The sequence below is a fragment of the Nocardia sp. NPDC004722 genome (assembly GCF_053601505.1).
This window is the reverse complement of the sequence record NZ_JBSGBY010000009.1, coordinates 17,084-38,976: the sequence shown is the minus strand read 5'-3', so window position 1 is coordinate 38,976 and position 21,893 is coordinate 17,084. Positions and strand designations below refer to the sequence as shown.

Annotated in this window: 20 protein-coding genes and 2 pseudogenes; 15 read left to right on the top strand and 7 right to left on the bottom strand. The window is 65.5% G+C overall.

Annotated features, from left to right (window positions below):
• Positions 1-44 precede the first annotated feature (44 nt).
• From ACWELQ_RS02645 to ACWELQ_RS02605, 9 genes and pseudogenes are all read left to right on the top strand, one after another.
• A pseudogene (locus ACWELQ_RS02645) lies at positions 45-341 on the top strand (ThuA domain-containing protein); the annotation flags it as partial.
• Between the two features lie 27 nt (positions 342-368).
• On the top strand, positions 369-1,331 hold the full coding sequence (locus ACWELQ_RS02640) for a family 16 glycoside hydrolase (protein WP_452395274.1): 963 nt from the start codon (positions 369-371) through the stop codon (positions 1,329-1,331).
• A 41-nt stretch (positions 1,332-1,372) separates the two neighbouring features.
• Positions 1,373-2,614 carry an inositol-3-phosphate synthase gene (locus ACWELQ_RS02635; protein ID WP_452395270.1) on the top strand — a complete coding sequence of 414 codons (1,242 nt, stop codon included), beginning with the start codon at positions 1,373-1,375 and terminating at the stop codon, positions 2,612-2,614.
• Entirely contained in the window at positions 2,611-3,423 is an 813-nt protein-coding gene (locus ACWELQ_RS02630) for an SCO3242 family prenyltransferase (protein ID WP_452395269.1), read from the top strand. Before ACWELQ_RS02635 ends, ACWELQ_RS02630 begins: the two co-directional genes overlap by 4 nt.
• Positions 3,420-4,772: an EboA domain-containing protein gene (locus ACWELQ_RS02625; RefSeq protein WP_452395268.1), complete on the top strand. Its 1,353-nt coding sequence runs from the start codon at positions 3,420-3,422 to the stop codon at positions 4,770-4,772. The genes ACWELQ_RS02630 and ACWELQ_RS02625 overlap by 4 nt, the downstream gene beginning before the upstream one ends.
• Positions 4,772-5,632: a TatD family hydrolase gene (locus tag ACWELQ_RS02620; protein ID WP_452395267.1), complete on the top strand. Its 861-nt coding sequence runs from the start codon at positions 4,772-4,774 to the stop codon at positions 5,630-5,632. The genes ACWELQ_RS02625 and ACWELQ_RS02620 overlap by 1 nt, the downstream gene beginning before the upstream one ends.
• Positions 5,629-6,735: a metabolite traffic protein EboE gene (gene eboE / locus ACWELQ_RS02615; RefSeq protein WP_452395266.1), complete on the top strand. Its 1,107-nt coding sequence runs from the start codon at positions 5,629-5,631 to the stop codon at positions 6,733-6,735. The genes ACWELQ_RS02620 and eboE overlap by 4 nt, the downstream gene beginning before the upstream one ends.
• On the top strand, positions 6,732-8,105 hold the full coding sequence (locus tag ACWELQ_RS02610; protein ID WP_452395265.1) for an alkaline phosphatase family protein: 1,374 nt from the start codon (positions 6,732-6,734) through the stop codon (positions 8,103-8,105). Before eboE ends, ACWELQ_RS02610 begins: the two co-directional genes overlap by 4 nt.
• Before the next feature lie 96 nt (positions 8,106-8,201).
• The gene (locus ACWELQ_RS02605; RefSeq protein WP_452395264.1) at positions 8,202-9,440 is read left to right on the top strand and encodes a C40 family peptidase; all 1,239 of its coding nucleotides are present in this window, start codon (positions 8,202-8,204) and stop codon (positions 9,438-9,440) included.
• 60 nt (positions 9,441-9,500) lie between these two features.
• On the opposite strand, the gene ACWELQ_RS02600 is transcribed toward ACWELQ_RS02605, so the two are convergent.
• The 4 genes and pseudogenes from ACWELQ_RS02600 to ACWELQ_RS02585 form a co-directional block, all read right to left on the bottom strand.
• Positions 9,501-9,719, bottom strand: coding sequence for a hypothetical protein (locus tag ACWELQ_RS02600; RefSeq protein WP_452395263.1), 219 nt, complete (start codon positions 9,717-9,719; stop codon positions 9,501-9,503).
• Positions 9,704-10,117: a hypothetical protein gene (locus ACWELQ_RS02595; RefSeq protein ID WP_452395275.1), complete on the bottom strand. Its 414-nt coding sequence runs from the start codon at positions 10,115-10,117 to the stop codon at positions 9,704-9,706. The genes ACWELQ_RS02600 and ACWELQ_RS02595 overlap by 16 nt, the downstream gene beginning before the upstream one ends.
• 3 nt (positions 10,118-10,120) lie before the next feature.
• Positions 10,121-10,408, bottom strand: a pseudogene (locus ACWELQ_RS02590) (TetR/AcrR family transcriptional regulator); the annotation flags it as partial.
• Complete coding sequence (locus ACWELQ_RS02585; protein WP_452395262.1) at positions 10,341-11,489, bottom strand: hypothetical protein; 1,149 nt, start codon at positions 11,487-11,489, stop codon at positions 10,341-10,343. The gene ACWELQ_RS02585 and the pseudogene ACWELQ_RS02590, both read right to left, overlap by 68 nt.
• A gap of 271 nt (positions 11,490-11,760) precedes the next feature.
• Between ACWELQ_RS02585 and ACWELQ_RS02580 the strand changes: the two genes are divergently transcribed.
• The 3 genes from ACWELQ_RS02580 to ACWELQ_RS02570 all read left to right on the top strand — a co-directional run bounded on the left by ACWELQ_RS02580 (position 11,761) and on the right by ACWELQ_RS02570 (position 14,667).
• Positions 11,761-12,864 carry an AraC family transcriptional regulator gene (locus ACWELQ_RS02580; RefSeq protein ID WP_452395261.1) on the top strand — a complete coding sequence of 368 codons (1,104 nt, stop codon included), beginning with the start codon at positions 11,761-11,763 and terminating at the stop codon, positions 12,862-12,864.
• A gap of 385 nt (positions 12,865-13,249) precedes the next feature.
• On the top strand, positions 13,250-13,924 hold the full coding sequence (locus ACWELQ_RS02575; protein ID WP_452395273.1) for an MspA family porin: 675 nt from the start codon (positions 13,250-13,252) through the stop codon (positions 13,922-13,924).
• Between the two features lie 62 nt (positions 13,925-13,986).
• On the top strand, positions 13,987-14,667 hold the full coding sequence (locus ACWELQ_RS02570; RefSeq protein ID WP_452395260.1) for an MspA family porin: 681 nt from the start codon (positions 13,987-13,989) through the stop codon (positions 14,665-14,667).
• A gap of 491 nt (positions 14,668-15,158) precedes the next feature.
• Here the strand turns inward: ACWELQ_RS02570 and ACWELQ_RS02565 are convergent, their stop codons facing one another.
• Positions 15,159-15,764: a TetR family transcriptional regulator gene (locus ACWELQ_RS02565; RefSeq protein ID WP_452395259.1), complete on the bottom strand. Its 606-nt coding sequence runs from the start codon at positions 15,762-15,764 to the stop codon at positions 15,159-15,161.
• A gap of 107 nt (positions 15,765-15,871) precedes the next feature.
• Between ACWELQ_RS02565 and ACWELQ_RS02560 the strand changes: the two genes are divergently transcribed.
• Positions 15,872-16,156: a hypothetical protein gene (locus tag ACWELQ_RS02560; RefSeq protein WP_452395258.1), complete on the top strand. Its 285-nt coding sequence runs from the start codon at positions 15,872-15,874 to the stop codon at positions 16,154-16,156.
• A 170-nt stretch (positions 16,157-16,326) separates the two neighbouring features.
• Here ACWELQ_RS02560 and ACWELQ_RS02555 read toward each other — a convergent pair whose 3' ends face one another.
• Positions 16,327-16,734 carry a hypothetical protein gene (locus ACWELQ_RS02555; RefSeq protein WP_452395257.1) on the bottom strand — a complete coding sequence of 136 codons (408 nt, stop codon included), beginning with the start codon at positions 16,732-16,734 and terminating at the stop codon, positions 16,327-16,329.
• A 158-nt stretch (positions 16,735-16,892) separates the two neighbouring features.
• Entirely contained in the window at positions 16,893-18,311 is a 1,419-nt protein-coding gene (locus ACWELQ_RS02550) for an APC family permease (RefSeq protein ID WP_452395256.1), read from the bottom strand.
• On the opposite strand from ACWELQ_RS02550, the gene ACWELQ_RS02545 reads away from it, so the two are divergent.
• Together ACWELQ_RS02545 and ACWELQ_RS02540 are read left to right on the top strand one after the other, a co-directional pair.
• On the top strand, positions 18,292-19,701 hold the full coding sequence (locus ACWELQ_RS02545) for an ROK family transcriptional regulator (RefSeq protein WP_452395255.1): 1,410 nt from the start codon (positions 18,292-18,294) through the stop codon (positions 19,699-19,701). The two genes, ACWELQ_RS02550 and ACWELQ_RS02545, sit on opposite strands and share 20 nt — an antisense overlap.
• A 984-nt stretch (positions 19,702-20,685) precedes the next feature.
• A complete protein-coding gene (locus ACWELQ_RS02540; protein ID WP_452395254.1) occupies positions 20,686-21,801 on the top strand; it encodes a sensor histidine kinase in 1,116 nt (371 codons plus the stop codon).
• Positions 21,802-21,893 lie beyond the last annotated feature (92 nt).

The window sequence follows — 21,893 nt, the reverse complement described above, 5'->3', positions numbered from 1 at the left end:
GGCCGTTCTATGGCGGGCTTGTGGGTGCCTAGTTCGAACAGCACCCGGATATCCAAAACGCGACCGTCAATGTCGACGTTCGCGGCACGACCGCTACTTCCCACCTGCCGAAGACTTGGTCGCGAACAGACGAATGGTACAACTACCGCAGCAATCCGCGGTCGACGGCCAAAGTGCTCGCCACACTCGACGAGTCCAGCTACGACGGCGGCACCATGGGTGCCGACCATCCGTGGGCCTGGTGCCAGAACTATCAGGGCGGCCGGAGCTTCTACGTCGGCGGTGGCCACACCATCGAATCGTTTGCCGAGCCGGCCTTCACCCAGCTACTGCTCGGCGGCATCCAGTACGCCAGTGGGCAGAAGAATATGGATTGTCGCCCGGAATCCGGATACACGACTCTGTACGACGGGTCGACCACCGGCTGGACGCACGCCGGTCCCGGCGGATTCTCCAACACCAACGACACGCTGACCAGCTACGGCGGGATGGGTCTGCTCTCGTATACCCCCAGGCAGTATGCCTCGTATTCGCTCAAGGTCGACTGGATGCCCGCCGCGACCGGGGGTGACAACTCGGGGATATTCATCGGATTCCCGATATCGGACGACCCGGAGTCGGCGGTGGAGAAGGGCTTCGAGGTCCAGATCGAAACCAACCCCGCTGATCCGATAAGCGCCACGGGAGCGATCTACGGGGTCCAGGCTCCCGACGTTGCCGCGCGCGATGCGGCGCTGAACCCGCGAGGCGAATGGAACGAGTACGAGATCCTGGTCGAAGGCGATCGGGTCCGCGTCTATCTCAACGGGTCCCTGGTCAACGACTTCACCAACACCGACCCCAACCGCTCTGTAGCCGGCCACATCGGCATCCAGAATCACTCGGACTCGGATGTGGTGTCCTTCCGCAACATCCGGATCAAGGAGCTGGGTGCGATCCCGGTGGGCCAGACTGTCCAAGCCGCAAACGTCACCTCGGCCAACGGCCCCGCGCCGTTCGCCAAGCCCGAAGCCCAAGGCGGTTACACCCTCGGGTTCATCGAACCGGGCAGCTGGGCGTCCTACGCGAACATGGATCTCACCGGCGCGTCGACGTTCAAGGCTCGCGTGTTCTCCGGTGGCTCCGGCGGCGCCATCGAGGTGCGGGCCGATTCGGAGACCGGTCCGGTGCTCGGCTCGGTGGCAGTTCCCAATACCGGTGACTGGAACACCTTCGCCGACGTGTCGACAACGCTGGCAGGAGTCCCTTCAGGTGTCCACACGCTGTTCCTGACCTTCACGGGCACAGATAGCGGCATGTTCGACGTAGATACCTTCACGCTGCTCCGTTGATCCCGGTCGGATCGTCAGCATCGTCGACAAAGGAGTCGGCGGTGCTGACGGTCGGCCCCCGGGCTCCCCGTACCTCATTCGGCCACATTGAAGAACCGTACTTCGGATTGAGAGGCATCCCGATGACCGACGAACCTACAGGGATCTGGCTGATCGGGGCCCGTGGCTCCGTGGCGACTACCGTGATCACCGGGATGCTGGCCATACGCGGGGGCATGGCGACACCGGCCGGGTGTGTCGCCGAAGGCCCGGAACTGGTCGGCGTACCACTTCCCAGCTGGGAAAATCTTGTGATCGGTGGTCACGACATCGTCGAGACGCCCCTGGTGAAGCGTGCCGAGTCGCTGGCGCGTTCCGGCGCGCTGCCCCATTACCTACCCAATGCCGTCGCGGACGGTATCGAAGCCGTGGAGCGGGACATCCGGACCGGCTATGACCTGCGCACGGCGGTGGGTAGCCAGGCCGACGCGGCACAGCGATTGGCCGAGGACATTCTCCAGTTCCAGCACCGCCACGGCCTGGCGCGGGTGGTGGTGGTCGACGTCGCCTCGACCGAGCCACCCATCCGGCTCGAGTCGGAGCACGAGACCCTCGGGGCGCTCGAGGCAGCACTGGCCGAGCCGAGCCGCAGGATTCTGCCCGCGAGCTCATTGGCCGCGTACGCGGCCCTGAGCGCTGGATGCCCATTCGTCGAGTTCACTCCGTCCACCGGATTCGCGTTGCCCGCGCTCACCGAACTAGCCCGTCTGCGCGGGTTGCCCTACGCAGGGCGCGATGGCAAGACCGGGGAAACCCTGCTGCGCACGGTCCTGGCGCCGATGTTCACGGCCAGGGCTTTGCAGGTGCGGTCCTGGGCGGGCACGAATCTGCTCGGCGGCGGCGACGGCGCGACGCTCGAGGATCCGGTGCGTGCCGCGAGCAAGCTGGCGTCCAAAGCGGCCAGTCTCGCGTCGCTGCTCGGCGATGAGGTCGTGGCGCCCCTGCACATCGATAACGTGCCGGACCTCGGAGAGGTCAAGACGGCATGGGACCACGTGTCGTTCGAGGGTTTCCTCGGCGCACGAATGACCTTGCAGCTCACCTGGACTGGACTGGACTCTTGTCTGGCGGCTCCCCTGGTACTGGACCTGGCGCGACTCGTCGCCACCGCCCATGCGGCCGGGCAATCAGGCCCCTTGGAGGCGCTCGCCTTCTTCTTCAAGGATCCGTTCGGCACAACGGAGCACCGCTTCAGCGAGCAAACGCGAGCACTGCACCGATGGGCGGAAGGGCTACGGCGGTGACCGGAAAGTGGCGCGACTACGCGGAGCTGGTCCGCGCGCCGGCCGCGCTCACCGTGCTCGGGGACACTCTCGTCGGCGCGCTGACGGTCGGGAAACCGTTGCGCGGCAGGCGGCTACTACTGCCGCTCGCCTCCGTATCGCTGTACTGGGGCGGTATGGCGCTCAACGACTGGGCGGATCGCGACCTGGACGCCGTCGAGCGCTCGGAGCGCCCCATCCCGTCGGGACGCATCAGCGCCGGTGCGGCCCTGACCACCGCGCTCGGGCTCACCGCGCTCGGCGTCGGGCTGGCGGCGGCCGGCGGCCGTAACGGCGTGCCGCTGGCCGCGGCGGTCTGGAGTTACGACACGCTGCTGAAGCGGACATCGGCCGGTCCGCTCGCGATGGCCGCCTGCCGAGCATCCGATGTCCTACTCGGTGGCCGAGCGGTGGTGCCGGCCGCGTTACTGGCAACACACACCTACGGCGTGACGACGCTCTCGCGCGGCGAGGTGCACGGCACCTCCCCGCGAATCGCCAAGTTGGCGTTGGCGGGCACGGCTTTGACCGCTCTGGTAACGGTCGCCGACCGCCCGCACCCCGCCGGGGTGGGATCGATTCTCGTCTACGCCGTGTGGCTCGGGCGAGACCAGGCGGCCGTGGTCCGTGATCCCCACGCCCGCACCGTCCGTACCGCGACCAGGACGGGCATCCACACGATGATTCTGCTCCAGGCAGCGCTGGCGGCGCGGCGCTCACCCCGCGCGGCCGCCCTCGTGCTGTCGGTACCGGTGGCCGCCATGCTGGCCAGAAAGGTAAGTCCGACATGAAGTTTCACCTCGGATATGGCACGAACGGTTTCAGCAACCACCGGCTGGAGGATGCGCTGGCCGTTATCGCGGACCTGGGCTACCGCGCGGTCGCGCTGACCCTCGACCACGCTCATCTCGATCCGTTCTCGGACGATATCGTGGCCGGCACCGCGCGGGTCGCCGCCCGCCTGGAGGCACTGGGCCTGCGGGTGGTGGTCGAGACCGGCGCCCGATACCTGTTGGATCCCTACCGCAAACACCATCCGACGCTGGTCTCGGAGGGCCGGGAGGTTCGGATCGACTTCCTGGTCCGGGCTGCGCAGATCGCTGCCGATCTCGGCGCGGACTGTGTGTCGTTCTGGTCGGGTATCTCGCCGCCCACGTCGGACCCAGCGGCCGTATGGAACCGGCTCCAGTCGGGTGTCGCGGCAGTCCTGGACCGGACGCCCGGCGTGCCGCTCGCGCTCGAGCCGGAGCCCGGGATGGTCGTGGCCCGGCTCGATCAGGCGTTGCAGCTTCGGTCCGACCTCGGTGCGCCCGAATTGCTCGGTGTCACATTGGATGTCGGTCATTGTGTTGCCGTCGAACCGCGCCCGGTGGCCGACTGTGTGCGCCGAGTCGGCCACCTGCTGATGAATGTTCAGCTCGACGACATGCTGCCCGGCGTCCACGAGCATCTCGAGTTCGGCGCCGGTGAGCTGGATCTGCCGGCGACCCTGCGAGCGTTGACGGAGATCGGATACACGGGGGTGGCCGCAGTGGAACTCCCCCGGCACGCGCATGCCGCGCCCGAGGTCGCGCGGCGCGCGTTGGAAGCACTGCACGCCGCCGCCGACCCCTGGTTGAGGCGAGCCGAGCTGTCGGTGCGGACCGATCCGTCGTCGATTCACGACCTGTTCGCGATGGCGGGCCGCGAGGCGGGCGCTGCCGGACCGAACCGTGCCCGGCAGCGCCTGCTGCGCGCATATGCCGAGTCGGCTCAGAACCCGTCGGAGGGCTTCGTAGCACTGTATTGGCACGGCACCTCCACCGAACGACGCGCGGTGCTGGACGGGCTGGCCGACATCGGTGATCAGCTTGCCGATACGGGAGTCGAGTTGGTCAAGGATGCGTTGCGCAGCAACGACACCGGAGTCATCGCCGCCGCCATGGGATCGTTCGCGGCGATGCGTCTGGACCAGCCGTCATGGCGGCACGGCGTACTCAAGTGCCTGTTCATGGGCATTCCCTTGGACACGATCGCCGACCTTGGTGATCGCATCGACGCGACGCTGCTCGGCATGGTCTCGGCGTTTGCCGAGGAACGCCGACTCGCAGGACGCCCTGTTCCCGATGATGCCGTACAACTTCTCGAGGTGACGCCCTGATGCGGATTTTCGACCCTCACATTCACATGACCTCACGAACGACCGACGACTACGAGGCCATGCACGCCGCAGGGGTGCGCGCGGTGGTCGAGCCGGCGTTCTGGCTGGGCCAGCCGCGTACCAACGCCGGGTCCTTCCTCGATTACTTCGATGCGCTGATCGGCTGGGAACGATTCCGGGCCGCGCAGTTCGGAATTCACCACCACTGCGCGATCGCCCTGAATCCCAAGGAGGCCAACGATTCACGGTGCACCGAAGTCCTGGACCTGTTGCCCATCTACCTGGTCAAAGACGGCGTCGTGGCTGTCGGCGAGGTCGGCTACGACTCGATGACTCCCGAAGAGGACCACGCTTTGGCCGCCCAGCTCGAGCTTGCGGTGCGCTTCGGTCTACCCGCCGTCGTGCATACGCCGCACCGGGACAAAGCCGTCGGCACCACCCGGACCCTGGAGGTGCTGCGCGAGTCGGGTCTCCCCGTCGAGCGAGTCCTGATCGACCACCTGAACGAGACGACCGTGCGGGCGGTGGCCGATTCCGGGTGCTGGATGGGCTTTTCGATCTATCCGGACACCAAAATGGACGAGGCGCGTTTGATTGCCCTGCTCGCGGAGTACGGGACCGAGCGGATCCTGGTCAATTCCGCCGCCGACTGGGGGCGATCCGATCCCTTGAAGACACACAAGACCGGGCTGGCCATGCTCGCGGCGGGCTTTTCCGAGTTCGACGTGGACACCGTGCTGTGGCGCAACCCGGTCGAGTTCTACGGCCAGAGCGGCCGGTTGCTGCTCGACGACGAAATAGCGGTGCGTACCGTCCACGCCGACACCGGCAATTCCGTATTACGTGGCGAACGCGCATGACGTCGATCGCCTACTGCACCAACGTTCACCCGTCCCGCGATCTGGACCAGGTCCTCGATCAACTCGACACCGTGCGCTCCCTGCTCGAGCTCGACATGCTGGACCTGGGATTGTGGCTGCCCGCCGAGCTCGCCCATGCCCTGGCCGCAGACCCCTCCGCGCGGCGGCGTCTGCGCGCCGAGTTGGCGGCCCGCGACCTGGCTGTGAGTTCCCTGAATGCCTTCCCGTACGGCGATTTCCACGCCGAAGTGGTCAAACGCCAGGTCTACCTGCCGAGTTGGTCGGACCCGCGGCGGCTCGCCTATACCGCCGACTGCGCAACGGTATTGGCTGACCTGCTGCCCGATTCGGCTCGGTACGGCAGCATTTCGACCTTGCCTCTGGGCTGGGGTCCCTGGTGGAGCGACGAGGACGACGCGCGGGCCGCGTCGGCACTACTCGATGTCACCGAGGCACTGCGGCTGGCGAGCGCACGGCACGGCAAACCGATTCGCCTGGCGGTGGAACCCGAACCAGGCTGTGTGCTCGATACGGTCGCCGACGCGGTCGCTTGGCTCGCCGATCGTGTGGACCCGCGCTACATCGGAATCTGCCTGGACACATGCCATCTCGCCGTCTCGTTCGCCGATCCGGCCGAGACGGTCGCCGCCATTCTCCGCGCGGGCCTGTCGGTGGTGAAACTCCAGGCGTCGGCCGCCCTGGAGATCGCCGAACCCGATACGGACCACAGTCGGCGACTGCTCTCGCAGTTCACCGAACCCCGCTACCTCCATCAGGTCAGAGAAAACTCGCCCCTCGGCGTGCTGGCGGCCGACGATCTGCCCGAGGCGCTACGTGAGCTGCCGGGCGAGAATCCGTGGCGCGTGCACTTCCACGTGCCGCTGCACGCCTGCCCGACCGCGCCCGTCACAGCGACGACCGATGTACTGCGCCAGGCGTTCAGCGCTCTGGCCTCGGCGGTGGACGAATTGCCGCACATCGAGGTCGAGACCTACACCTGGCACGTGCTCGCCGATCAGCACGATATCGCGGCCGGGATTGCGGCGGAGCTGCGCTGGGCCCGAAACAATCTCCGAAGGGAAGCGCCGACATGCGACCAATGATCGTGGTCAACGTCGTCGGAATGACACCGAAGCTGTTGCGACACATGCCGAATCTGGCCCGACTCGGCTGGCAGGCCGAGTTGGGCACGGTGCTACCAGCGGTCACCTGCAGTGTCCAGGCCACGATGTTGACCGGGCTCACCCCCGCCCAGCACGGCATCGTCGGCAACGGCTGGTACTTTCGCGACCTTGGTGAAGTCCACCTGTGGCGCCAACACAACCGCTTGATCCGCGGCGAGAAGGTATGGGAGACCGCCAGGCGTACCCATCCCGGCTACACGGCGGCGAATGTCTGCTGGTGGTACGCGATGGGCGCCACAACGGATATCACGGTGACGCCCCGGCCGATCTACCATGCCGACGGCCGCAAATCGCCCGACTGTTACGTCCGCCCGCCGGCACTGCACGACCGACTTGCCGCGGAACTCGGTGAATTTCCGCTGTTCCGGTACTGGGGCCCGACCGCATCGCTGGCCTCCAGCGAGTGGATCGTCGGTGCTGCGCGCCGAATACTCGAGCAGCAGCATCCCGACCTACTTCTCGTCTATGTGCCGCACCTGGATTACGACCTGCAACGGTTCGGCCCGGACGCACCCGAGGCGGCGGCCGCCGCGGCCGCGGTGGATGCCACACTGGCGCCGTTGCTCTCCGACGCCACGGCGGTCGGCGCGATCGTCGTCGCCCTGTCCGAGTACGGCATCACCGCAGCCCGGCGGCCAGTGGACATCAACCGCACCTTGCGCGCCGAGGGCCTGCTGGAGGTGTATCGCCAAGCTGGAATGGAGTACCTCGACGTCTGGACATCGCGCGCGTTCGCCGTCGCCGACCACCAGATCGCGCACGTCTACATCGCCGATCCAGCCGACGTGCCGAAGGTCCGGCAGGTGCTCGCGGACCTGCCGGGGATCGACACGCTGTACGACCGGCAGGCGCAGGCGCGAGTGGGGCTGAACCACAACCGCTCCGGCGAACTGGTCGCCGTAGCAGAACCGGACGTCTGGTTCACTTACTACTACTGGCTCGACGACGGCCACGCGCCGGACTTCGCGCACGGCGTCGACATTCACCGAAAGCCCGGATACGACCCGGCAGAACTGTTCTTCGATCCCGCCGACCGGTGGGCCAAGGCCAGAGCAGGATTGGGTCTGATTCGTAAAAGGATCGGCCTACGCTACGCCATGAACGTTGTGCCGCTGGACCCATCGTGTGTGCGCGGCACGCACGGAAGGCTGCCGGACAGCCCGCAAGACGGCCCGGTGCTACTGTGTTCGCATCCTGCGGACCGGGCAAGCAGTCGGATCGAGGCTACTGAAGTCCGGGACTTGCTGCTTGGGTTGCAAGGAATTCCGGCCTCGCGACCCTCCCTTTGAGACGGCTGACACAGGCCGCCCCGAGACCTGAGCGCGTGTCTGTCGACGCACGCGCCCGGCGTTCCGAATTCTTCTCTGTGGCAACGAGGTTCAGCGATGACAGCACGCAAGCAGCGCACGGGCGGGGAAATCCGGATATCGGTTCTGGATCGTCTGAAGATACTCTTCCCGGTCGTGGTGGTGACCATCATGGCCGCGAATGCGATCGGTCCAGATCGGGATCCCGCACCGGTCCGCGGCGGGCCCGTGCACTTGATCGAGTTCGATACTCCGGTTCAGGAACTGGAACCGTTACGTGCGTGGGCACAGGTCCGGGCCGAGAAGTACGACATCCCGGTGCGAGCGTTGCAGGCGTACGGATTCGCGACGATGCTGATCGAGAAGGCCCGGCCCGGCTGTCATCTGGGGTGGACCACGCTTGCCGGGATCGCGAGCGCGGACAGCGATCACGGCCGGTCCGGGGGTGCCGCGATCGCGGACGACGGGCTGGTGCGGCCACCGATCCGCGGCATCGCCCTCGACAACGCCGAGGATACCGCGATGAGCCTCGACACCGACGTGGCCACCGGAGTCACGGCATTTGCGCGGGCAATGGGGCCGTTCCGATTCGTGCCCGAGAAGTGGAACCGTTGGGGTCTGCGCGCGAACACCGATTCCGACGCGCTGGCCGACACCTTGAAGACCGGCAATCCTGTTGCCGCCAAGGAGCTTTCGGGAACCCCTGACAACATCGACGATGCGGCCCTGGCGGTGGGACGGCATTTGTGCGCCGCCGGAGGTGATCTGGCCACCGCCGACGGCTGGCAGCGAGCGATCCTGGCCTACAACACCTCTACGGTGTACCTCGATCAGGTGCGGATCACCGCGGCCGGTTATGACGGAGGTGACCGCAGGCAAGCTTCGGGTCCCGGCTGGTCGGGAGCCCGGACCGTCGCAGCCGCGGAAAGTCAGATCGGCGTCGAATACGCGTGGGGCGGCGGCACCCTCATCGGTCCCGATGTCGGTATACCGGATGGCGGGATCGCCGATTCCTTCGGTGACACCGACAAAATCGGCTGGGATTGCTCGGGATTGGCACGGTTCGCGGTGTACGCCGCCACCGGCGAACAGATTCCCCGCACCAGTCAGGAACAATCCGTCAGCGGCGACCCGGTCGACCTCGGCCAGGCACAACCGGGAGACCTGGTGTTCTTCGGCGGCGACGGAGTGGCCCACCACGTCGGGGTCTACATCGGCGGCGACCTGATGATCCACGCTCCGTACAGCGGAGCGCGGGTACGCACACAGAGCATCACCGAATTCGAAGGCCCGTACACCTTCCGCCGATTTCTCTAGCGGGCGGACCCGACCCCGTTGTAGATCGAACTGCCCAGGGGCGGGAATCCGCTCGGACCGTCAGCGAGGCAGTTCGACGATCGTGTCGATCGTGTCATCCGCGGTACCGGAGACAGCGACGACCTCGAAATGCGCCGACTTTTCCCGCACCTCACTCTTGACGATCAGGTACCACCAGCCGCAAGAGTGCGGAGTCGGCGCCAGCACAGCGAGCGGCGGCACTTCATTCCATCGGAGCTGGCTATTGTCCGGAGCATTCGCTTTCAGGGTTTCAGCCATTCGGATATCAATCGTGAGGTCATTGCGATCACTTCTTTGCGCTCTGTCATTTCCGGTTCGAGGGCGGCGAGGCGCAGCAGGGCTGAGGCGCTGGTGCTGAGCAGTACCCAAGACATCGAGTCGCGTTCACGCTCGTCACCAGATTCGAGAACCTGAGCCAGTAGCAAGCTGGTGAGCAGACGTAAGCGCCGTTCGAACCAGAGCAGTCCGGTGGCTTCGAAGCTCACCTCGTCGAGGAGGACGCGCACCAAGGCTGCGTTGTCGATCAGTTCGTTGTCGATATCGTCCAGGATTCCGAAGACAAATCCGTCGAGAGTGTGGCGATCGGATCCAACGAACAGTCGTCCGGCGAACCGCTCTTCGATGGTTCGGAACAGCCTGTCGATAAGCTGGTTCACAAGGGTGGTCCGGTCGCGGAAGTACCGGTGGAGCGTGCTGGGCGGGACTCCGGCGGCCGCGGCGATCCGATCCGTTGTGGTGGAAGCGATTCCGTACTCACCGAAAAGTTGTGCGGCAGTGTCGAGTAGACGTTCCCGCGTCGCACGGTCATGGACCGGTTCGGCCCGGCGGCTCCCCCCGACTGCCCTCCTGGACGTCACAGCGCGTCTCCCACAGGCGGTTTCAGCTCCGGAGATCGCGACGCCAGTTCCCCGCGGTGAGTACGCCGTAGTCGATCCCACCGTGGGCATACGTTGGGCGGATGGGCCAGAAGCGTTTCCAATCGGCGAGCTCGGTGGATGGCAGGATTTGCAGCCATCGAGGATCGTGACGGCACGGGTCGGCCATGGTCTTCTCTTTGACCATGGAGTCGTACTGGTCCAGCGAGTCCTCGAGCGTGTTGGCGTTCGGGCAGACCTCACGGCCGTACGCCCGGTGGTATCGCCGCAGTCCTGGGATTTTCGATTGATCGGGCTGCCAGTTGTCCAGGCTGATGCCATTCTCGGACGAAACCCAGACGCCGTCGGGCGTATTGATGACCAGGGAGTGATTGCCATCGGTATGGCCCGGCGTCCACAACAGCGCGATGCCGGGGCCGAGTTCGATATCGCCGTCGAAACGCACGAAAGCATCCGGGTCGACGCCCACCAGGCCGTCGCTGACGTACCAGGCCCACTGCATGGGATGCAGCGATTCCAGGGTTGCCAGCTCGCGGCGATGCACGAGCATCTTGGCGTGGCCGAACAGCGGTGTGCGAGCCACCTTTTCGCCGGGTATGGGGATGGTGCTGCCCAGAATCATGCGTGGGTCCTGGACATGCAAGTGATCGAAGGTGCAGAAGTCGATGTCCTCGGGCGTCAAGCCCAGTTCGGCCAGCACGTCCTCGGGCTCGTGGTAGTACCTCAGCAACAGTGTTCTCGCGATCGCGTTGCCGCCAGGAATCGCGGTGGCCAGCTTGTTGAGACGTGCGTAGAAGGGCGCTTCCACCGAGCCCGCGGGCACGGTGGGTTCGAACACGAGCGTGCGCAGGCATCCGTCGAAATCGTCGTACTGCACGACGATCATTCGATTGATCATCGCGATCAGTGGTAGATGCGGGACATCGACGGCGCCGTGAAAGCCGAACGCCACCGGGTATGGCGCCGCGGCGATGTCGACGGACTTGACGGCTTTGATCCGGCCTTGCTCCTTGAACCGCGGCTTGTACGCCTCGGCGGCGGCACGTACCGCCGCCAGCCGGTCTCCTCGCGGCCAAACCTCGTGGACGCCATCGAATTCGGGAATCGGGCGTGCGCCGATCTCGGCGAGTTCATCGCGGTGGATACCTGTCATCCGGATCTCCTCGGATTGTCTTGCAATCGGGCATCAGAGCATTCCCTGGTCGACCAGCCATCGCTTTGCCCTTGCCATGCCCTCCGTGAGGTCGACCCTCGGGGCGTAACCGAGCGGGCGGCGTGCTGTCTCGATCGAGTAGGTGCCGGTGCGGCACAGATAGCGAACCGCGGTCGCGGTCGCATCGCCCTGCGGATGAATCCGTTTGCGCCCGTGGTGAATACCTTCGTCACGCATAGTCCTTCGCCCGTGTTCGTGCCGTATCTGGATCATGCACACCGGGCAGCACGCCCCTCCAGCCGATGCCGGGCCAGCCCTTTACGATTTCCGGCCAGAGGAGCAGGGTGGAGACATGATCACATGGGACGCACTCCGGCCGCCGGCCAGTGCCGCCCTCCTGGTCCGTGTCGGTGCCGACTACGGCCTATCCCCCGAGGTTTGCCTTACCGGGACAGGAATCGCCGCAGACCGGCTCCTCGACGCCGATTACGCCGTATCGGCGGGCGCGGAACTACGGATCATCCGCAACCTCCAGTCGACTCTTCCTCAGGTCGGCTGGCTCGGGCTCGAAGCAGGTCGCCGGTATCATCTGACTACCCACGGTGCGTGGGGGTTCGCACTGGCGAGCTGTCGCAATGGCTGGGAAGCACTCGAGGTCGGGCTGAACTTCCTCGGCCTCACCTGGGCCTTCTGCGCCATCAGCTCATATGTCGACGACGGCGTGGTGCGGATCGTCTTCGACGACGATGGGGTCCCCAACGACATTCGGCACTTCGTGGTGCAACGCGAAATCGCTTCTGTCGTAACCGTCGCACGTGAGGCCGGTGGCCTGTTCACCGCACCGGCCGTCACGCGCCTGCGTCAACCCGCCCCACGGTCGACGACTCACTTCACCGAATTCCTCGGCGCACCACCTGTATTCGGCGCCCATGACAACCACCTCGAGATCCCGGCGATCCTGCTCGACGATCCACTCCCCCAAGCCGATGCCCACACTGCCGCGGTGACCCGGACCCAGTGCCTGGACCTGCTAGAGCGGTGGCGTGCCCGCACCGGATATGCCGGGCTGGTACGTCAACGACTACTGGAGGTGCCCGGCCATATGCCCGGTATCGACGAGGTCGCCGATCACCTGCACCTCAGCCCCCGCACCCTGCGCCGCCGACTCAGCAACGAAGGCACCACATTCCGGAGACTGGTCGACGAGGTCCGCCAACGGCTCGCCGAGGATCTGCTCGCAGACGGTCAGCTCAGCATCCAGCAGATCGCCGATCGCCTCGGCTACAACGCTGCGCCCGCTTTCACCGCGGCGTTCACCCGATGGAAAGCCATACCGCCACGCGCCTATCAGCACCGCAATTCGACCCGCCCGTGATGTGGCTGTTCCGCGATTTCTTCACCAGCTTCCAACCGGCTGGCGGTCGACGCCAGCCGTCCATGCGGTGAGGCCACCTGATTCTCGGCCACCGGAAATCAAGTCCACGTGCAGGATCCAGCCCCTCGAGGCTTCTGTGCCGGATCGACGGCTCACGATCGCATCTGGATCCGTGACCGCACAATCGTTTTCGCACGCGCACGCGGTCATCCCAGACTCCAATGAATGCAGCCGAAAGGCTGAGAATTCCAGCCTCTTGCCGGTAGCCCGGGTCATTTGCGAATGCTTACTCTCGCAGCGGTCACCGGACTCCGTCGTGCGACGGAGTCATCCGACCATCGCGGTGCATGTCTCCGCACCGATTCACACGTCTGATGAGGGATACATGAACAACTTTCGCGCTAGCGTTCACGGCGCACGCGCTGCCGGGCTCGGTGCTGCCGCGGTTACGGCCATCGGTCTCATGTCCACCGGCGCCGCCAACGCCGACACCTTCGTGCCGTTGCCCGACGGGCAGAAGGTGAACCCGGCGGGCACCGTCACGATCACCCGTACGGGCGAACACGCCATCGTGTCGCCGTCGCTCTCCGCCAACGGTGCCGGCCGTGTGGTGTGGGTCAGCGGCGCCGCCTCCGCGGTGATCACCGAGACGCCGGAAGGCAAGGCGGGCCCCAACAACGGCCCGGCCGGTGGCGCCGGCACGAACAACTCGTCCACACACGGGATTTCGCAGATCAACACCGGCTACATCATCGGCTGCCAGATCTCCATCGGCGATAACGCGATCTCGGCAGGCATCTCCGGCAACGTCAGCCTCAACAGCGCCGGTATCGGCGGATCGATCGGCGTCAACCTCGGCCCCGGCCAGGTCGCGTTCGTGCAGATCGACTCCAAGGATGTCCCGAAGGCGGGCACCTACTCCGTCGAGTACCGGGACGCCGAGATCCAGATCCAGGGTTGCGCGGGCTACGCCCAGGCGCGTGCGTACACCGTCGTCGAGATCATCGGCGACAACCACTCCAAGACGACGCTGTACGGCCAGCCGTTCAGCGTCGGCTAAGCGGTCTCCGCCCGCCAAATCTTCTCTCGCGCAAGCGCATAACCCCAAGGGATAAACCAGAAATGAACAACCGTAAGACCGTGGCGCGGGCAGCCGGTGTGGGTGCCGTCGCCACCGCAGCTCTTGGCCTGTTCTCCGTCGGCGCGGCCAACGCCGACACCTTCGTGCCGCTGCCGGGCGGCGAACTCACCCAGACCCTCTCCGACGGCACCGTGGTCACGGTCAAGCTGGTCGGCGAGTCCGCCAACATCAGCCCGTCGATGGGTGCCACCCCCGTGCACCGCAACGCCTGGGTCTCGGCCTCGGCGCAGGTCAGTATCTCGGGCAACAATTCCACCGTCGGCGGCAAGATCTTCCCGGGTTACGTGGTGGGCTGCCAGGTCAACATCGCCGGCGGCAACGTCAACGGCGGCGCGACCGGTGGCGCCAGCTGGGACGCCCAGGGCAATGTCACCCCGCAGGCGGGCGCCAACACCGGCGCCAACCTGACCCTGGGCCCGGGTCAGGCCAAGTCCTTCTACGTCCTCGATCAGGAAATGCCGGACGACTTCGGTAAGGAAGTTCACAGGACCCGCAACAAGTTCAAGGGTTCCAACGGTTCGGTCACCTGGTCCGATGAGACCATCGGCCTCAACGGCTGCGCCGGCTACGCGCAGGCGCGCTCCTTCGTGAGCGTCGAGGTCGACACCGACCACGTGGTCTCCTGGATCACGCTGTGGGGCCAGCCCTTCAGCCTCGGCTGAACGGCCATCCCATCGCCGCCAATCGAATTGGACGGCGGCGATATCCCGGTTGCGACACGGCAGCCACCGAAGACGAATACCCGCGAACGCCCTTGGCGCATATGCCAAGGGCGTTCGCCCTATCCGGTTCGAGCTCGACCCGAATCCTGGCTCCCCTCCATCAGCTCGTCAACGGCAAGCTGTTCAAATCGGAAGTCTCCGGACGACTCGGAGCGTGAACTCCCCCACGGCCGAATCGTCCACACCACTTGTCGGGCTGGACGATTCGGCCGCCCCTCAGTCGTGACCTGTTGGCTGAGTCGGTCCCGAGAACGCGGCGTCGAACGAGGCGGTGGGCGGCTCTAACAACCGATCGCGCACGAACCCGACCGCTTCCTGGACGCTGCGCATCCGGTCTCCCGGCGTCTTCCCAATCCACCGGGATGGGCCAGAGGAGCCGATGGCGTTCAGCGCCCGGAACGACAGCTCCCGCCGCCTATGAAGGCGAGTGCTTATCCGTTCGGTGCGCCCGGTGCGAAGTCTTGGGGCGCGGATTCCGGTGTGCCGTAGGCGATGTCGTGGAAAGCGCGCCGGAGCATTGCGGCGATCTGTTCGGGTTCGGTGTCACGCAGTCCGTCGAGTTGGAGCAGGTGGCGTCCGATGACGGTGCCGAGGGTGATTGCGCCGATGAGCCCGGCGCGCAGGTCGGCGTCGGTGGTGGCCATGTGGTCTGCGGTCTGTCGCTGCCGGGCGGTCATGGCCGAACGGATGTCGTCGGCGGCTTGGGGGTGCGTGAGCATGGATCGGATCGCTGCCAGCGCGTCTATCGGCTGCTCGGCGAGCTTGTGTTCCAAAGCGGCCAGCAATTGCTCAGCCGCCTGCTCGGGCGTGCCTGTCACCTCATCGTCGGGTTCGATCCCCGAAACCCGCGCGAACAAGCTTGCCTTCGAACCGAAGTAGCGCATGACGAGGCCAGGATCGGTGGCCGCTTCGGTGGCGATCGCACGAATCGTGGTGGATTCGTATCCGGCCGCGGCGAACAGGCTGCGTGCCGCCTCCAGAATGCGCGCTTGAGTATCGCGGCGCTGCTGGGCACGAGTGACTGGTCGGGAACTCACCCGATCAGTCTATGGCGTTGACCGAATTGCCCACCCATGCTAACTTCAGTCAACATTGTTGACTGAAGTGGAAGAGATTCCCCATGTGGCTCACAGTCCTTCTCGCAATGATGACCGGCCTGATGGGCGCGAACGCTGTACCGCATTTCGTCAAAGGCATGGTCGGCGAACAATTCCCGAACGTGTGGGGCAACTCCCCGCTGCACAACGCGGTGGCCGGAACGCTCGGTCTCACGCTGGCCGTCCTGATCGGGTACTGGGCGGATTTCCCCGCGCATGCTCTCGCAGGCATCGGCGGTGCATCGGTCGGCGCGCTGACGATGGCAGTGTTTCACGGACTCCGCGGAGCCTATCGCCTGAACACTGCCCTGGGCCTCAGCAATCCCGCATAGAGCAGGAAGTTCATTGCAGCACAACGATTATCGCCCCCCCGGAGAGCCGCCAGCCGAATTGATCAAGTCCGGCCGCTGGTTCGAAGCGAATCCTGTTGAGCGACTGAGCAACCCGAACCTCCGAAGCACAGAAATTGTGCCTGATTCAGCTTTAGGCCGGAGTTGACAGCCTATTTGCCATCGATTCTGCGGGTGGGGGCCAACACATCGCTATAGGTGAGCCAGCGCGATCGGACCGTATGGACGCTTGCGTCACCGCGCCTGAGATCCTCGCAGATGACGCGCAATTGGTTGATGCTCGCATGTGTTGATCGGAGCACCAGCGTGACGCTGCCGTCGGTATCGACCGTCCCCCAAGGCCCCGAGACTTTCTGGCCCGCGATCTGACATCGGGTGCCCGGCACTTCCCCGATGACATGCGCGGCGATGTTCGTCCGGCCTTGAATCAGCGCCTCGGGTGCCTTGATCGCCGTGGAGGCGCATGTCGGAAACACGATGCCGACCGCCCCCAGCAGCGCGACGTTGATGAAACGGATGGGGCCCCTAGCACGGACATCGAAGGTCGAATGCCACCCCATCAGCTCACACCTCGCGCCGTCGGGGCCGTCATGATCGTCGATACGGAAACGCGCGCAAGGCTTGGGCAGATCTGAGCCGCATACTCGAAACAGTCAGGTGCCAAGATTGAACGCTTCCTTCACTGGCAGGAACATGGCGGCTCAGCATCCGCGGTTACTCAATCGGCGATGCGGGCGGCATCACCGCCGGTGCCGGTAGCCTCGGCGGCTTCGAGGTACTGCTCGTGAATTTCCTTGGGGCCGAACGGCCAGACCCGTTCGAATCGAGCCCAGACGACGAATGCGGCGAGGCCGAGCACGACCCACGCGAGGGACCATTCGATGGGATGCACTCCCGGGTTCGCCTTGTCGGCGTACCCGTAGATCACCGCCCAGCCGATGCCCGCGACCACCGCGGGCAGCGGGTAGAGCAGCATCTTGTAGGGCCGGGCGAGGTTCGGCTGGCGCCGGCGCAGCACGACCAGCGCGGCGATCTGCGCGAACGCCTGGACGATCACCATGACCGTGGTCAGCAATGAAATCAGCACGGCCAGTGGCGGATGCGTGGCCGAGGTCCCGATGTGCCGGGCGAAGACGAACCCGGCCGCGGTAATCACGCCCATCACGATCAGGCCCAGCATCGGGAACTCGTGCCGGGGATGCAGGCGAGCGAAGGATTTGAAGAACACCTTGTCGCGCGCGGCGTCGAAAGGTACTCGGGAGCCGCCGAGCAGACCCGTGAACACCGACGCGAAGGCGGTGATGAGGATCAGGACCGTCACGACGTTCGCCGCGCCCTTGCCCATGGTCTTCTCGAGCACCGCCGAGGCCACCGATTGCGAGGCGACATTGCTCGAGTCGAGCATGTCGTGCCAGTCGATGACGCCGAGCACGCCGATCTGCATGCCGAGGTAGATCACCATGACCGCGAGCACGGCGTAGATGATCGAGCGGGGGAGCACCCGGCCCGGATCCTTCACCTCCGCACCGATATACGCGGTGGTGTTGTAGCCCAGGTAGTCGTAGATGCCGATGGTCAGCCCCGAGGCGAAGCCCAGCCAGAAGCTGCCGCGCCCGAAGTCGATGGCGTGATCGGGCCAGGTGAAGGCCATGCTCGGGTGGAAGTGGGTGAAGGACGCCAGGATGACCGCCGCCACCGAGATGATCATGACCGCCCACATCACCACGGTGATCTTGCCGATGGAATCGATGCGCCGCCACAGCAACAGCAGCACCAGCGCCACCACCGCGAGCCCGACGATATCGCCCTGCCCGGTGGTCATCGACGGCCACAGATAGGTCAGGTACTGCACCAGTCCCTGCACGCCGGTCGACATGATCAGCGGAATGAAAAGTATTGCGGTCCAGACGAACAGGAACGGCATGAGCCGCCCGCTGCGGTACTGGAACGCCTCGCGCAGGTACACGTACGTGCCGCCCGCGCCGGGCATGGCCGCGCCCAGTTCGGCCCAGATGAGCCCGTCCATGAGCGCGAGCACAGCGCCGGCGATGAATCCGATGACGGCATGCGGCCCGCCGAAGGCCGCGACCATGAGCGGGATGGTGACAAAGGGTCCGATGCCGACCATCTGGCTCATATTGATGGTCGTGGCCTGGAACAGGCCGATTCTTCGGGGAAGCGTCGGAGAGGAAAGTGGTCGAGAGCCGGACATAGCGTCCTCCGAACATGAAGCAGAAGCAGCGTGGTTTCGTAAAGTTAGATTCCTTTACAATAAGAGTCAAGCGCAGGCGACAATTGATTACAGTCTGCTTGGCGAACCCGCACGACATCGGAGGACGATGGACGAAACCCCTTGGAATCGGCAGCGGTTGCGCAGCAACAACGAGTGGCTGCTGCTCGAGCACCTGCGCGCCACCGGTCCGTCCTCCCGGGCGCAACTCGCCCGCGACACCGGTCTATCCAAACCCACGGTGTCCAGCGCCCTTGCCACGCTCGAGCAGCACGGCCTGGTCCGCGAAGTCGGTATGCTCGCCGCCGACCGCGGCCGCACCGCGGTGCTGTACGAGCCGGATCCCACCGCCGGCTATGTGTTGGGGATCGATGTCGGGCGCGCCCGAATTCGCGCCGCAGTGGCGGACATGTCGGGAAACCTCTTGTCCCGCACGGACATTCCCAATCGAGCTCACGGTGGCGACGCGCTGGCCGAGCTGTCGCTACGCGCTGCGGACAACGCCTTGGCACAGGCCGACGTCGCACCCGAGCGCGTGGTACACGCCGCGCTCGGCAGCCCGGGCATCTTTGATCCGCACGACAGGCGAATGCACTACGTCGGCCATCTCCCTGGCTGGGATCGGCCGGGGCTGCTCGATCAAATCGAGCAACGCCTGGACGGCCCGGAACTGACGGTCCACAACGACGCCAACCTGGCAGCCCTGGGCGAGTATGTTCACGGCGCGGGACGAGGCAGCCGTCTTTTCGTCTATCTGCTCGTAGGTACGGGTCTGGGTGTCGGTATCGTCTCGCAGGGCACGCTGTTCACCGGCGCGCATGGCGCGGCCGGTGAGATCGGCTTTCTGCCTGCCGCGCTTGGGGATTCGACCGACGCCACCGCCCGACGGGGTACGCTCGAGCGGGCTGCGTCGGCGGAGGCCGTGGTGCACGCCGCCCGAGCGGCGGGGATGACCGGACGGCTCACCGCCAAACGTGTCTTCGACGCCGCCCGCGCCGGCGATCCGGTCGCGGCCGCGGTGGTCGCGCAGGAAGGCGAACGCATCGGTATAGCGGTCGCTGCGGTGACTGCCGTTCTGGATCCCGATGTGATCGTCGTGGGCGGCGGCCTGGGACGAAGCGCCGATCTGCTGCTCGATCAACTTCGCGCGACCCTGGAACGCACCACACCGCTGCATCCGACGGTGGCTTCCAGCGAACTGGGCGACGACGCGGTACTGCTCGGTGCCATCGCGACCGCGATACGCAGCGCACGGCCGGTGGTCTTCGAGCGCCGCACTCCCACTGGAATCTCGTAGCCGGACAAGGGGATTCGCGATCCCATCGGCATCGCCGACGCCAACGCCGGTCGGCGCCGGGCACGAGTTGGGCGCGCCCGGCGCCTGATTCGGCGGCACGAACCCGCCGACCCCGAGGTCCGGGGATCGGCATGGCCCGGTCCGCGAGAGGACCCATGCGTTACCCCGGAGCTCGAGCATCGATACCGAGTCCGGCGGATTCATGATGTGGCCGGACAGTCCGCACATGGATTCACCGCCCGACCACTGGGCAACCGTAGCGACGAATTCCTGTGCGCTACAACACCCATTGGACGGATCCCCGACCTCCATCCGGATAGAGATTATGCGCCAACCGGCTGATCGATTCACCGCGTCGGCGGTGGCGGCCGTCCTTGCGTTCGACAATCGCAATGTAGCCTCACGGAATCCTCATGACCCGGTTTCTATCGTCGGCCCTTATGTATCGGCCGCTGCGTGTTTGCTTCATCGTTGTCGCGACGACCGGCGCCGTCGGCCCCTCGCTCGTCGCGGCCGCCGCCCGAGCCAACGGTGAGCCGGATGCCGGATATCGATGCCGGATCGCCAGCACCCGGGCCACAGGGCCATGGGGCACAGCCACCGGGTTGCCGCTGATGGGCGACGTCTCCCATCCGCCAGTTCCTGAACAGCCGGCTGTTCGGTTTTTGAGCAATCGATAACTGCCACTTGACGGTCGGTGGCAGCCATTCGGAGAAAAATTCCATCCGATCAGCGGATTGCACAAATCCGATTGGCCAGACCTCGACAGCGGATCGGCCGATTCCGGTGCCAGTTAACGCCGCCGGAATGGGTGCGCGGCAGGATCGGCGAAGTGGCAATGCTGAGGGCGAATATACCGATGATTCGTGTTGCAATCGTGGACGACGAGGCGCTCGTCCGAAGTGGATTCGAATTGAACATCAGTACTCGCGTTCAGGCAGCACTCATCGCGGAACGCGCGGGCCTCATGCCCCAGAGGAAGGCATGAGTCCGCTGTTCAAACAATCTCAGCGCTACATCAGTGGTCTGGTCGATTGCATTGTGATCGGGCTCGGAGTTTTCAACGTCTGGGTTGGCCGGTGCGCGCTGCCGCCGACGCTCATCCTCGAGCTCGCACTGCTCACCGCTGCCGCACTGCTGTTTCGTCGACGTATCCCGATTGTCGCGTTCGTCGCAACTCTGCCCGCAGCCGCACTCATCGGCGCGGTCTTGGGTTCCATGGCCGCCCTTTACATGCTGGCGCGCAGTTCGACACACCGCTGGATCGTGATCGCCGCGGCGGCTGTTTTGGACCTGACCTTGATTGCCGGTCGGCAGGATCTTGATTTCAGACGGACCGATCCGGAAGTCCTGCTGCTGGATGCCGTGTTGGTGTTGTTGATCGGCACCGCGCCCGCGGCACTGGGTTGGCTGGCCGCCGCGCAGCATCAGGTGTCACAGCAGATGGCCGAACTGAATCGGGCGAGCACCATGGAACGACAACTCCTGATCGCGGCCGCCCGGCAACGCGAGCGGGCCGAACTGGCCCGCGAGATGCACGATGTGGTGTCGCACCACGTCAGTCTCATTGCGGTGCAGGCAGGCGCGATGCAAATGGTCAGCAGCAATCCGGATACCCGGGAGCGGGCGGGCACGATACGCCGGCTCAGCGTGGAGACGTTGGACGAACTGCGCCATATGGTGAACGTTCTTCGTGACCCGGCGGGCGAGAACCACCAATTGTGCCCGCAACCGACCGTCGACGCCATCCCGAGGCTGTTGATGGAAAGTGGCCTGCGTATCGAGACAATCGGCCGCCTCCCAGAGGATTTGAGCCCGGCCTATCAGCGTGCTGTGTACCGCACGATCCAGGAAGCCTTGACCAATGTCCACAAGCACGCTCCGGCGGCGGCGGTCACCGTCGCGTTCAATGCGACCGACCCATTGGTCTCGGTAGCGATCGCCAATGAGCCTTCGGGCGAACCGGTATTGGCGTTGCCGGGAGCCGGATCCGGCATCCTCGGCTTGCGGCAGCGCGCCGAGCTCCTCGGCGGAACCGTCACAGCCGGGCCCAATGCCGATCACCACTGGGTGGTAGAACTGCGTCTCCCCCGCAGCTGAATGGATGTACCGCCCCGGATCCGAGCCGACTCCATCGAGCCCGACATAACCCGGTTAGGTTGTTGGATCACTGCGCATTCGACTCGGAGCGA

Excerpts from the sequence above, each read along its gene's own strand:
- ACWELQ_RS02545 (WP_452395255.1), top strand. The coding sequence starts at position 18,292 with ATGCCGACCATCTGGCTCATATTGATGGTCGTGGCCTGGAACAGGCCG.
- ACWELQ_RS02600 (WP_452395263.1), bottom strand. The coding sequence starts at position 9,719 with ATGGCTGAAACCCTGAAAGCGAATGCTCCGGACAATAGCCAGCTCCGA.
- ACWELQ_RS02620 (WP_452395267.1), top strand. The coding sequence starts at position 4,772 with ATGCGGATTTTCGACCCTCACATTCACATGACCTCACGAACGACCGAC.
- ACWELQ_RS02585 (WP_452395262.1), bottom strand. The coding sequence starts at position 11,489 with ATGACAGGTATCCACCGCGATGAACTCGCCGAGATCGGCGCACGCCCG.
- ACWELQ_RS02560 (WP_452395258.1), top strand. The coding sequence starts at position 15,872 with ATGATGACCGGCCTGATGGGCGCGAACGCTGTACCGCATTTCGTCAAA.
- ACWELQ_RS02555 (WP_452395257.1), bottom strand. The coding sequence starts at position 16,734 with ATGGGGTGGCATTCGACCTTCGATGTCCGTGCTAGGGGCCCCATCCGT.
- ACWELQ_RS02610 (WP_452395265.1), top strand. The coding sequence starts at position 6,732 with ATGATCGTGGTCAACGTCGTCGGAATGACACCGAAGCTGTTGCGACAC.
- ACWELQ_RS02575 (WP_452395273.1), top strand. The coding sequence starts at position 13,250 with ATGAACAACTTTCGCGCTAGCGTTCACGGCGCACGCGCTGCCGGGCTC.
- ACWELQ_RS02540 (WP_452395254.1), top strand. The coding sequence starts at position 20,686 with ATGAGTCCGCTGTTCAAACAATCTCAGCGCTACATCAGTGGTCTGGTC.
- ACWELQ_RS02550 (WP_452395256.1), bottom strand. The coding sequence starts at position 18,311 with ATGAGCCAGATGGTCGGCATCGGACCCTTTGTCACCATCCCGCTCATG.
- ACWELQ_RS02605 (WP_452395264.1), top strand. The coding sequence starts at position 8,202 with ATGACAGCACGCAAGCAGCGCACGGGCGGGGAAATCCGGATATCGGTT.
- eboE (WP_452395266.1), top strand. The coding sequence starts at position 5,629 with ATGACGTCGATCGCCTACTGCACCAACGTTCACCCGTCCCGCGATCTG.
- ACWELQ_RS02625 (WP_452395268.1), top strand. The coding sequence starts at position 3,420 with ATGAAGTTTCACCTCGGATATGGCACGAACGGTTTCAGCAACCACCGG.
- ACWELQ_RS02580 (WP_452395261.1), top strand. The coding sequence starts at position 11,761 with ATGCACACCGGGCAGCACGCCCCTCCAGCCGATGCCGGGCCAGCCCTT.
- ACWELQ_RS02640 (WP_452395274.1), top strand. The coding sequence starts at position 369 with ATGGATTGTCGCCCGGAATCCGGATACACGACTCTGTACGACGGGTCG.
- ACWELQ_RS02570 (WP_452395260.1), top strand. The coding sequence starts at position 13,987 with ATGAACAACCGTAAGACCGTGGCGCGGGCAGCCGGTGTGGGTGCCGTC.